This is a genomic window from Neobacillus sp. plas4 (assembly GCF_057221695.1).
The window spans coordinates 1,811,763-1,823,391 of record NZ_CM170152.1; the positions used below are offsets into that span (position 1 = coordinate 1,811,763).

9 protein-coding genes are annotated in these 11,629 nt (G+C 39.3%); 8 read left to right on the plus strand and 1 reads right to left on the minus strand.

Features of this window, described 5'->3' with window-relative positions; translation table 11 throughout:
• Positions 1–5: 5 nt before the first annotated feature.
• Complete coding sequence (pyrE, locus tag AC2TFD_RS09130) at positions 6–638, plus strand: orotate phosphoribosyltransferase (RefSeq protein WP_484675475.1); 633 nt, start codon at positions 6–8, stop codon at positions 636–638.
• A gap of 359 nt (positions 639–997) precedes the next feature.
• Here pyrE and AC2TFD_RS09135 read toward each other — a convergent pair whose 3' ends face one another.
• Positions 998–2,710: an Rqc2 family fibronectin-binding protein gene (locus tag AC2TFD_RS09135; RefSeq protein WP_335567479.1), complete on the minus strand. Its 1,713-nt coding sequence runs from the start codon at positions 2,708–2,710 to the stop codon at positions 998–1,000.
• Positions 2,711–2,861: 151 nt separating this feature from the next.
• Between AC2TFD_RS09135 and AC2TFD_RS09140 the strand changes: the two genes are divergently transcribed.
• From AC2TFD_RS09140 to priA, 7 genes are all read left to right on the plus strand, one after another.
• Positions 2,862–5,540, plus strand: coding sequence for a calcium-translocating P-type ATPase, SERCA-type (locus AC2TFD_RS09140; RefSeq protein WP_335567478.1), 2,679 nt, complete (start codon positions 2,862–2,864; stop codon positions 5,538–5,540).
• A gap of 120 nt (positions 5,541–5,660) precedes the next feature.
• Positions 5,661–6,536 carry a YicC/YloC family endoribonuclease gene (locus AC2TFD_RS09145; RefSeq protein WP_335513552.1) on the plus strand — a complete coding sequence of 292 codons (876 nt, stop codon included), beginning with the start codon at positions 5,661–5,663 and terminating at the stop codon, positions 6,534–6,536.
• A 59-nt stretch (positions 6,537–6,595) separates the two neighbouring features.
• Positions 6,596–6,859, plus strand: coding sequence for an extracellular matrix/biofilm regulator RemA (gene remA, locus AC2TFD_RS09150; RefSeq protein WP_090758253.1), 264 nt, complete (start codon positions 6,596–6,598; stop codon positions 6,857–6,859).
• Positions 6,860–6,870: 11 nt separating this feature from the next.
• Positions 6,871–7,485: a guanylate kinase gene (gene gmk / locus AC2TFD_RS09155; RefSeq protein ID WP_335513550.1), complete on the plus strand. Its 615-nt coding sequence runs from the start codon at positions 6,871–6,873 to the stop codon at positions 7,483–7,485.
• Positions 7,486–7,731: a DNA-directed RNA polymerase subunit omega gene (gene rpoZ / locus AC2TFD_RS09160; protein WP_335513548.1), complete on the plus strand. Its 246-nt coding sequence runs from the start codon at positions 7,486–7,488 to the stop codon at positions 7,729–7,731.
• A gap of 247 nt (positions 7,732–7,978) precedes the next feature.
• A complete protein-coding gene (gene coaBC, locus AC2TFD_RS09165) occupies positions 7,979–9,193 on the plus strand; it encodes a bifunctional phosphopantothenoylcysteine decarboxylase/phosphopantothenate--cysteine ligase CoaBC (RefSeq protein WP_335513560.1) in 1,215 nt (404 codons plus the stop codon).
• The gene (priA, locus tag AC2TFD_RS09170) at positions 9,190–11,601 is read left to right on the plus strand and encodes a primosomal protein N' (RefSeq protein WP_484675476.1); all 2,412 of its coding nucleotides are present in this window, start codon (positions 9,190–9,192) and stop codon (positions 11,599–11,601) included. Before coaBC ends, priA begins: the two co-directional genes overlap by 4 nt.
• Positions 11,602–11,629 lie beyond the last annotated feature (28 nt).

An 11,629-nucleotide genomic window follows, 5' to 3' on the forward strand; every position in this document is an offset into this window, starting at 1 on the left:
CGAGTATGAAAAAAATTATTGCTGAAAAATTATTATCAATCCATGCGGTTGCGTTGAAGCCGAATGAACCGTTTACGTGGACATCAGGATTACGATCACCGATTTATTGTGACAACCGCCTAACACTATCTTATCCGGAAGTCAGAAGAGAGGCTGCAATAGGTCTGCAAGCTTTGATTAAAGAAAACTATCCCGAAGCAGAAATCATTGCTGGAACAGCAACTGCAGGAATCCCGCATGCTGCATGGGTCAGTGAGCTGCTAAATTTACCAATGTGTTATGTCCGTTCAAAAGCGAAGGGCCATGGTAAAGGGAATCAGATTGAAGGGAAAGTCGAAAAAGGACAAAAGGTTGTGGTGGTGGAAGACTTAATTTCTACTGGAGGCAGTGTCATTACAGCCGTTCAAGCACTTAGAGAAGCTGGTTGTGAAGTCCTTGGAGTGGTTTCCATATTTACATATGGACTTGAAAAAGGGAAAGAGGCTTTCATACAAGAAGAAATTATTAGTGAATCGCTTACTGATTTTCCAACACTTGTTGAAGTAGCCATTGAAAAAGGTTACATAAGCCAAGATGATCAGGAGAGTTTGCTTTCTTGGAGTAAAGCACCAGCAGAATGGAGTAAGCAATTCGAATAAATTAAAAATGCCCCGGAAACCCCGGGGCATTTTCTTGTCTAGCTCCAGCACCCTAGCGGCTAGTGTCCTTCGCTCTCCGCGAGTAAAAATCCCTTCAGGATTTTTACCTACCTACGATAAGTCAAGCACGAATGCGCCAAATCTGCTCCTGCGCCATAGCAGATTCAGAGTAGCGGCGTTCAGCTCGTCGCAAAGCTGCAAGGAAGTAATTCAGGTAGCGGCTTGGCTCTTCGTGTTTCCTTTATCTCAGTTGGAGGGCTCCACAAGGAAAACTTCTGCAGCATAGGCTTCGCACGAAGAAAAAGCGTTAGCTTTTTCGAGGAGGCCATACGCCGCTGACCAGGTTGCTTGCGCTTTTCTTATTTCTTCTTAAGTCTTAGAACAAGCTCCTCTTCTGGTGTTACATATACAGTCTGTTGATTGTCATAGATAACAAAACCAGGCTTTGCACCGCTTGGCTTCTTAACATGGCGGACCTTTGTAAAATCGACTGGAACCGAGCTTGAGCTGCGTGCTTTGCTATAATAAGCAGCTAGCTTTGCTGCTTCGTGAATAGTCGTTTCCGATGGTTCTTTGCTGCGAATGACAACATGCGAGCCAGGAATGTCTTTTGTATGAAGCCAAATTTCATCTCGTGCTGCAAGTTTGTTGGTTAAATAATCATTTTGTTTATTATTTTTACCGACAATAATCTCTGTCCCATCTGAAGATAGATAATAGTCAAGTACCGGTTTGGCATTGGTGAGCTTTTTAGCATTGCGTTTTTGCCGATCACGGATATATCCGCCTTCAATTAGCTCATCACGAATTTCTTGAATGTCTTTAGGTGACGCAGACTGTACCTGTTGAAGCAAATTGTCAAAGTATAAGACTTCCTCACGTGCCTTTTCAATTTGTTCGATTACGATGGAAACTGAATTTTTTGCCTTCTGGTATTTAGAAAAATATTTTTGTGCATTTTCTGATGGCGTCTTCCGAGGATCCAGCGAGATGGTTACGGTACCGCCAGTTTCATCATAATAATCAATCACTTCTATTTCTTTCATTCCTTTTTTGGCAGCATAGAGATTGGCTGTTAATAGTTCTCCATAGCGCTGGAGCTGGTCTGACTTTTCAGCTTCTCTCAATGTATCTTCCAGTTTCTCAATTTTCTTTGTATTCTTTTCTTTTTCATTTACGATCAGCCGCTCAATATCATGTCCTTGCTGTTTTACTCTGTCCCGCTCAGCCTTGCCAAAATAAAAGCGGTCAAGCATTTCGCTTAGCGTTGAGAAGCTTCTGCCTTCTCCTTTTACATGTTCAAGAGGAAAAAGGTAAAAAACTTCCTTATTCCCTGTGGACATGATGGTGGGATTTAACTCACCTCTTTGAATTCTGTGAATCATTTGAATAAAAGTTTTTGGGACTGTTGTCCGATTGGCAATCCCGCTTTGGGTAATGACTTCTTTGGCAAAGAGTGGTGAGACTCCAGCAAATTGTTCGACTACTTGCCGATCTATCTTGCCGCTATTAAAGTCAATTCTTCTCAATAAATCATCTTCAACTGCCAAGAATGGATTTTGTTTGTTTTGTTCGGGCGGGAAAATATAAGGTTGACCCGGTAATATGGCTCTGTGACTATTTACTGCAAACGAAACATGCTTAATACTGTCGAGAATCATATTCCTGCTTTTATCAATCAGTACAATGTTACTGTGCCTGCCCATTATTTCGATAATTACCTGTTTGTAGCTGACATCGCCAATTTCATTGCGTCCTTTGATTTCAAAAATAATCATCCGATCATTTTCTACTTGATAGACATCCTCTAATATATAGCCCTCAATATGCTTTCTTAGCAGCATACAGAACATAGGCGGTTCACTGGGATTATCGTATGCTTCATTTGTGAGTTGTACACGTGCATAGCTGGGATGTGCAGAAAATAATAATTTTTGATTTACCCCATTTGCACGAATTGTTAGGATAACCTCATTTTTATAGGGCTGGTGTACTTTATTAATTCTTCCGCCTTTTAATGAAAGTGAAAGTTCTTGCACCATTGCTTTTGTAAATAAACCATCAAATGACATGGAAAACATCCTTTACTTCAAACATATTTATTCTTTACATATAGTTTACAAGATTATCATAACCCATATAAATTATCATAGCATTTTTTGGGACGAGGCTGAATAAGCTTTCTTTAGAGTAATTTACTTAAGGGGGAAGTGAGATGGTCGGATGAAATTTCATGAGATGGAGATCAATCAAGTAGAAAAGGCCTTAGATACCGACTTTTCTTCTGGGTTATCACCAGAAACAGTAAAGAAACGACTAACCAAACACGGGCTTAATGAACTGCAAGAAGGAGAAAAGCAATCTGCTTTACTCTTATTTTTTAGTCAGTTTAAAGATTTTATGGTTTTGGTGCTGCTGGCTGCAACGTTATTATCTGGACTACTTGGTGAATACATTGACGCAGTAGCGATTATTGCAATTGTCATTATTAACGGTATTCTCGGCTTCTATCAAGAAAGAAGAGCAGAGAAATCGCTGCAGGCTTTAAAGGAATTATCTGCTCCACAGGTTTCTGTTTTACGAGAAGGACAGTGGATGAAAGTTCCTTCAAAAGAAATTGCCGTCGGGGATATTGTTAAATTTTCAAGTGGAGACAGAATTGGTGCAGATGTAAGAATTATTGAATCTAGGAGTTTAGAAATCGAGGAGTCCGCCCTTACTGGTGAATCTGTGCCTGTGTCTAAACATACTGATAGCTTAAAAGCGATTAATCCTGGAATTGGTGATATGGAAAATATTGCTTTTATGGGGACCATGATCACGAGAGGAAGCGGCATTGGAGTAGTTATTGCAACAGGAATGAAAACGGCGATGGGGCAAATTGCAGATTTGCTTCAAAATGCGGAGTCCCAAGATACACCTTTGCAGCGCCGTTTAGAGCAGCTAGGTAAGATTTTAATAACCGTTGCATTAATTTTAACCGTTCTCGTTGTAGGGATTGGAATTTTACAGGGACATGAACTTTATACCATGTTCTTAGCAGGGGTCTCCCTTGCAGTTGCGGCAATACCTGAGGGATTACCAGCGATTGTAACGGTTGCTTTATCGCTCGGAGTCCAAAAAATGATTAAGAGAAATGCTATCGTAAGGAAGCTGCCAGCAGTAGAAACACTTGGCTGTGCGTCCGTTATCTGTTCGGATAAAACAGGAACAATGACACAAAACAAAATGACGGTTACCCATTTATGGAGCGGTGGAAATACATGGACCGTAGATGGAGTAGGCTATCAACCTCAGGGAGCTTTTTATCGCGATAATACTCATGTTCATCCTAAAGATGAGAAAGCCCTGCAGCAAATGCTTATATTTGGAATGATTTGTAACCATTCAGAATTAGTCATGAAGGATGAAGACTATATTCTCGATGGGGATCCAACAGAAGGGGCTTTACTGGTTAGTGCGATGAAAGCAGGGTTTGATCGAACAAATCTATTAGATGAGTTCACCATAATAAAGGAGTTTCCGTTTGATTCATCGAGAAAAATGATGAGTATGCATGTTAAAGATAAGCAAGGCAGAAATTTTATTGTTACAAAAGGTGCACCAGATGTAATTATAGGAAAGAGTGAATCTATTCTTTGGGATGGAAAAACACAATATCTTAGTCAAAATGTCCAAGGTCAGGTTCAAGAAGCAATCAATAACCTTGCTTCCAAAGCGCTCAGAACCATTGCGATTGCATTTAAACCTATTCCCGCTAATACAGTAATTCTTAGCGAGCAAGAAGCAGAGAAGAAATTAACATTCATCGGTGTTCAAGGGATGATCGATCCGCCTAGGCCGGAGGTTAAAGAGGCTGTACGAGAATGTAATGATGCAGGTATCAAAACGGTAATGATCACTGGAGATCACATTATTACAGCTAAGGCCATCGCAGCCCAGCTCGGTATTTTAACGAAAAAAAGTAAGGTCCTTGATGGTAATGCATTATCAACGATGACCGTTGACGAACTTGAGGATGTAGTGGATGACGTTTCTGTATTTGCCCGCGTGTCACCAGAACATAAATTAAAGATTGTCAAAGCTTTGCAAAATAGAGGACATATTGTTGCAATGACAGGTGATGGGGTCAACGATGCACCAGCTATTAAAGCGGCTGATATCGGTGTTGCAATGGGAATTACTGGTACGGATGTGGCAAAAGAAGCATCTTCACTTGTATTATTAGATGATAATTTTGCAACGATAAAAGCAGCAATAGAAGAAGGCAGAAATATTTATGAAAATATTCGAAAATTCGTTCGATATTTACTTGCTTCGAATGTTGGGGAAATATTGGTTATGTTATTTGCGATGATATTAGCACTGCCGCTGCCACTCGTACCGATTCAAATTCTTTGGGTAAATTTAGTAACCGATGGTTTACCGGCAATGGCATTAGGACTAGACCGTCCAGAAGAGGATGTAATGAGGCGTAAACCACGAAGTCCAAATGAAGGTGTTTTTGCCCGAGGACTCGGATGGAAAGTTGTTTCAAGGGGTTTTCTCATTGGAATCATAACATTGCTTGCGTTTATCATTGTATATGATCAGAATCCTGCTAATCTTGAATATGCCCAAACAATCGCATTTGCAACATTGGTAATGGCTCAACTTATTCATGTTTTTGATTGTAGAAGTGAGAAGTCTGTCTTATCAAGAAATCCATTTGGGAATAAGTATTTGGTCTGGGCAGTTATTTCATCACTTGCATTAATGATTGCAGTGATATACTATCCGCCTTTACAACCCATTTTTCATACCCTTCCAATCATAGCAAAAGATTGGCTTTTGATTATTGGACTGTCTTCGATTCCAACTTTTTTACTAGCCGGAACATTTTTGTTAAGAAAAACAAAATAAAGTGTGTTATAATCCAAAAGGTAGTAGAGTTGGCTCTATTACCTTTTGTTCATTTTTAGAATAATACCATATACTTTACATAGGTTAGCCGCTCATCTTCAATAGATTGGAGTGTACTTAATGGTAATAAGTATGACGGGCTTTGGGAGAAGCAGAATTGTCACAGCTTCTTTTTCTGTAAATGTTGAAGTAAAAACAGTCAATCATCGGTTTAGCGAAATTAATGTTCGGATGCCCAGACAGCTGCTAAAGATTGAAGATAAGATAAAGAAAAAAGTGAATGAGCATCTCCGTCGCGGCAGGGCTGAAGTTTATATCATGCTCGAAGGCGAAAGTGCTGTTACACGGAATATCCAAGTGGATTGGAAACTTCTGGAGGAATACTACCTTTTTATCAAACAAGCACGAGATCGATTTAATCTTGAAGGAAAGGTATTGCTTCAGGATTTATTAACGCGCAATGATTTTTTACATATCGAAGAAATCGATGAAGGCAGCGAAGAATTAGAAGAACTAGTACTTAGAGCAACAGAAGAGGCTGTTTTACTATGTAAACAGATGCGAGTAACAGAAGGAGAAGAATTAGGGAAGGATTTGCTCACTTCGTTACTGCAGGTCGATGCACATACCGATGAACTTAAGGAATTAGCACCCGTGGTGGTCTCAGCGTATAAAGAAAGATTGTTAAAAAGAATTGAGGAAATCGTACAGGGACAATTTGATGAATCACGTGTTTTAACTGAGGTCGCTATTTTTGCTGATAAGGTTGATATCAATGAAGAATTAACCAGGTTAAAAAGCCATATTCAGCAATTTAGGCAAACGTTAAACGAACAAGAACCAATTGGCAGAAAACTTGATTTCCTTGTTCAAGAAATGAATAGGGAAGCTAATACCATTGGATCAAAAGCAAATGACTCAAGTATTACAAAAAAGGTAGTAGATATAAAAAGTTTGCTTGAGAAGCTGAAGGAACAGGTTCAAAATATTGAATAACAGTGTTTAGGAAATGTTTGACAAGGCAAAAATATATTATTGATGATTGGATGATAATCATGTCGATTAAATTGATAAATATTGGATTTGGAAATATCGTATCTGCCAATCGGATAATTTCAATTGTAAGCCCTGAATCTGCTCCGATAAAGAGAATTATTCAAGATGCTCGAGATCGGGGTTCGTTGATTGATGCTACATATGGAAGACGTACTCGTGCGGTAATCGTCATGGACAGTGACCATGTCATTTTATCAGCCGTACAGCCTGAAACGGTTGCCCATCGACTGGCTGACCGTGATGAAATTATGGATGAAGGGTAGGATTATAGAAAATGCAGGAAAAAGGATTACTTATCGTATTTTCTGGTCCATCCGGTGTCGGAAAAGGAACAGTAAGAAAAGAAATATTTTCCCATCCGGACACGGCTTTTGAATACTCAATTTCAGCAACAACACGTGCACCTCGCCCAGGTGAAGTAAACGGGGTAGATTACTTTTTTAAGTCAAGGGAAGAATTTGAAGAACTAATACAACAAGGTAGACTTTTAGAATATGCGGAATTCGTAGGTAATTACTATGGGACACCTGTGGATTATGTACGTGAAACCCTCGATGCTGGGAAAGATGTCTTTTTGGAAATTGAAGTGAAAGGTGCACGTCAAGTAAGGGAAAAGTTTCCAGAAGGTTTGTTTATCTTTCTGATGCCGCCAAGTCTCACCGAGCTAAAGAATCGGATCGTTACCAGAGGTACTGAAACAGAAGAGTTAATTAACAATCGAATGCTGTCGGCACGGGAAGAAATTGAAATGATGGAATTATATGATTATGTAGTTGAAAATGACCAAGTAGAGTCGGCTTGTGAACGTGTAAAAGCAATCGTTGTGGCTGAACATTGCCGCAGAGAACGTGTAGAACATCGATATAAAAAATTACTGGAGGTCGAATAAATGTTATATCCTTCGATTGATTCATTACTTAATAAAATTGATTCAAAATACTCACTCGTTTCAGTTGCGGCCAAACGTGCTCGATCCATGCAGCAAGCCAAGGATGAGAGATTACCTAAATACGTTTCTTATAAGCATGTAGGAAAAGCATTAGAGGAAATTTACAGCGGCGAACTTACCTATCGAGTACCAAAAAAATCTGAAACAGGTGCAATTTACGGAAAAGACAGTTCAATAGGTAAGTAGTAAATTGGAAAGGACTGACAAAAGTAAAATGTCAGCCTTTTTTATTTTTTGTCGGAGGCTTTTTTCTAAAGGGCTAACAAATTAAATTCAATGGTGCAAATTAATAATTTCCACGTTAAAATCGGTTTTAGAATTTTAACAACAATTGTTACGAAAATAGTATTTGTCGAAAATAGATGAAAAAGATGAAAAAATATAGTAATTCTAGCATAATAAAGGATAGATAATTGTGGAATAGAAGCGGGGGATATCAATGGATAAAAAGATATTATTATGTGTAACTGGTGGAATAGCTGTATATAAAGCAGCAGCCTTAACAAGCAAACTTGTCCAAACTGGAGCAAAGGTTAAAGTAATACTTAGTGACTCTGCAGCAAAATTTGTTTCCCCGTTAACGTTTCAGGCGTTATCCCGCAACGAAGTGTACACGGATACCTTTGATGAAAAAAATCCGAATGTGATTGCACATATAGATTTAGCTGATTGGGCGGATTTAATCCTAGTAGCACCTGCGACCGCCAACACGATCGCAAAGCTAGCAAATGGGATTGGTGATAATATGATTACAACTACTTTATTAGCAGCAACTGCGCCAGTTTGGATTGCTCCGGCGATGAATGTACACATGTATGACCATCCAGCTGTAAAAAAGAATATTTCCATATTAGCCTCTTACGATTATCAATTTATCGAACCGAGTGAAGGCTATCTAGCTTGTGGTTATGTGGGGAAGGGACGTTTAGAGGAACCCGAGAAAATCGTAGAAATAATCAAACTGCATTTTATGAAAAAAAACACTCAGGAGCTAAAAGGGAAAAACGTCTTGATTACAGCGGGTCCAACAAGAGAAAGAATCGACCCTGTACGATTTATTACCAATCATTCCACAGGGAAGATGGGATATGCTTTAGCAGAAGCTGCAAAGAATGCGGGTGCGAGTGTCAAGTTGATCTCAGGCCCTGTAAATATCTCAGCACCACAAGGTATCGAGCTGGTTAAGGTCGAAAGTGCGGATGATATGTATCATGCAGTCATGGACAGCTATAAGTGTGCGGATATTATTATAAAAACAGCAGCAGTAGCGGATTACCGTCCTAAGGTTTCCTTCGATCATAAAATGAAAAAGCAGCCTGGGGACAAGGTAATCGAACTGGAACGAACAAAGGATATTTTATTCGAACTTGGAACATTGAAAATGAATCAAATCCTAGTCGGTTTTGCTGCTGAAACAGAAAATGTTGAAGAATACGCTAGAAAAAAATTAGCGGCAAAAAATGTGGATATGATCGTGGCAAATAATGTGAAAACAGAAGGCGCTGGATTTGGAATGGATACAAACATTGTAACTTTAATTAAACGTGATGGCAGTAAAATAGAATTACCATTGATGTCTAAAAAAGAGGTTGCAAATAAGATTATCAAAGAAATCGGTGCGTTCTCAAAGGATTTGGAAATGGAATGAAAATTGCTAGTGTAGTTGTGGATGTGCCAGCTAAACAAACAGATAGGTCATTTGATTATCTCATTCCGGATGAATGGCTTGAAACGATACAGCCTGGCATGAGGGTGGTAGTCCCTTTTGGTCCAAGAAAAATTCAAGGCTTTGTTACTGAGATAAAAGCTGAATCTGATTTCAAAAAGCTTCGTGAAATCTGTGAGCCGATGGACTTAGAACCTGTTCTTAATCAGGAATTACTTGAACTTGGGAATTGGCTGACAGAAAACACCTTATGTTTTAAAATTTATGCCTATCAGGCGATGCTCCCAGCAGCATTAAAGGCAAAATATGAAAAGAAGGTAAGGCTTTCTGCAGGTGTTTTGATAAATGATCTACCGATACAGCTTCAAGAGATTTTTACGAATGAGGAAGCGATATCTTGGGATGAGGCTCTGAAGAAGGGGCTCGTACCTATACTCCAGAGAGAAGCAGCTAAAGGTATCCTAGAGGTAATTCATTTAGTTAAAGGAAAACTAAATAAAAAGAAAGTAAAGTTTGTCCGCCCGCTCCTATCAACAGCTGATTTGGAAGCTGAACTTAATGAATTGCCACAAAGAGCTGAAAAGCAAAAAGAAGTTTTACGTTATTTTGTGCAGAATCCAGAACCAGTCGAGCTGAGACATTTATTAGCAGACTTAAATATTTCATCTGCAACGGTCAAATCGCTCGTGGAAAAGAAACTTCTCGTTGAGAAGTTCATGGAAGTTTATCGTGATCCCTATGAAAACCGGACCTTTACACGGACTGAGCCGATGCGATTAACAGACGATCAGCAAAGTGCGATTGGCCCGATTCTTAGTTCTATTGAAAATAATCTCCATGAGGTCTTTTTGCTTTATGGTGTTACGGGCAGCGGAAAAACGGAAATTTACTTACAATCCATCCAAGACGTAATTGGAAAAGGCAGAGAGGCGATTGTTCTTGTTCCAGAAATCGCACTTACTCCACAAATGGTAAATCGCTTTAAAGGCCGATTCGGCAATTTAGTTGCTGTATTGCACAGTGGGCTTTCAGCGGGTGAAAAATACGATGAATGGCGGAAGATACAACGGAAGGAAGTTAAAGTTGTTGTTGGTGCAAGGTCAGCTATTTTTGCTCCTTTTGAAAATCTGGGAATTATCATTATAGATGAAGAGCACGAGACCAGTTATAAACAAGAAGAAATGCCGCGCTATCACGCTAGAGATGTGGCTATTGAACGCGCCCAGAAAAACAACTGCCCTGTAGTGCTCGGGAGTGCTACACCTGCGTTAGAGACTTTTGCAAGAGCACAAAAAGGAGTATTCAAACTGTTATCTCTTCCAAACAGAATGAATAAGAGAGCACTTCCTGAGGTTGAAATTATTGATATGCGTGAAGAGTTAAGAGCGGGAAACCGTTCCATGTTTTCAAGGAAGTTGTTTGAATTGTTAAAGGAAAGAATCGAGAAAAAAGAGCAGTCCGTATTATTTTTAAATAAAAGAGGACATTCTTCGTTTGTTATGTGCAGGGATTGCGGCTATGTAATGAATTGCCCTAATTGTGATATTTCTTTAACCTACCATAAGGTGAAGGAGCAAATGAAATGCCATTACTGTGGATATGAGAGTTACGTGCCAAATCAATGCCCTGAATGCTCGAGTGATTATATCCGTTATTTTGGTACGGGCACACAAAAGGTGGAAGATGAACTCGGTAAGATTCTTCCAGAGGCGAAAGTTATTCGTATGGATGTGGATACTACCAGCCAAAAGGGAGCTCATGAGAAACTATTAAAAGAATTTCATGAAGGGAAAGCAGATATTCTTTTAGGAACACAAATGATAGCAAAAGGGTTAGACTTTCCAAATATCACACTAGTGGGTGTCCTCTCAGCAGATACCATGCTCCATTTACCGGATTTCCGATCCTCTGAAAAAACATTTCAGTTACTAACACAGGTTAGCGGAAGGGCAGGGCGTCATGAATTACCTGGGGAAGTCATCATACAAACTTATACCCCAGAGCATTATAGCGTTGAATTAGCTGGAACACAGGATTATCTTCGTTTTTATAATAGAGAGATGATCATGCGTAAAGCACATCACTATCCACCCTTTTATTATTTGGCCCTCATTACAATTAGTCATGAACAGCTAATGACTGTGGTTTCTGCTACAGAAAAAATTGCAGCTTTTGTCAGGTCGCGTCTTTCGCAACATGCAGTAATACTGGGACCAGCGGCATCACCAATTCCAAGAATAAATAATCGATATCGCTATCATTGTTTGATTAAATATAAGCGAGAACCAGAGCTAACCAAAACACTAAAAACCATACTTGGCCAATATCAGACTGATCCGAAAAGTGGATTACTGGTTTCTATTGATATAAACCCGTTTATTTTGATGTAAGATGCTGAAATATCCTTGATACGAAAGG

Excerpts from the sequence above, each read along its gene's own strand:
- pyrE (WP_484675475.1), top strand. The coding sequence starts at position 6 with ATGAAAAAAATTATTGCTGAAAAATTATTATCAATCCATGCGGTTGCG.
- AC2TFD_RS09135 (WP_335567479.1), bottom strand. The coding sequence starts at position 2,710 with ATGTCATTTGATGGTTTATTTACAAAAGCAATGGTGCAAGAACTTTCA.
- AC2TFD_RS09140 (WP_335567478.1), top strand. The coding sequence starts at position 2,862 with ATGAAATTTCATGAGATGGAGATCAATCAAGTAGAAAAGGCCTTAGAT.
- AC2TFD_RS09145 (WP_335513552.1), top strand. The coding sequence starts at position 5,661 with ATGGTAATAAGTATGACGGGCTTTGGGAGAAGCAGAATTGTCACAGCT.
- remA (WP_090758253.1), top strand. The coding sequence starts at position 6,596 with ATGTCGATTAAATTGATAAATATTGGATTTGGAAATATCGTATCTGCC.
- gmk (WP_335513550.1), top strand. The coding sequence starts at position 6,871 with ATGCAGGAAAAAGGATTACTTATCGTATTTTCTGGTCCATCCGGTGTC.
- rpoZ (WP_335513548.1), top strand. The coding sequence starts at position 7,486 with ATGTTATATCCTTCGATTGATTCATTACTTAATAAAATTGATTCAAAA.
- priA (WP_484675476.1), top strand. The coding sequence starts at position 9,190 with ATGAAAATTGCTAGTGTAGTTGTGGATGTGCCAGCTAAACAAACAGAT.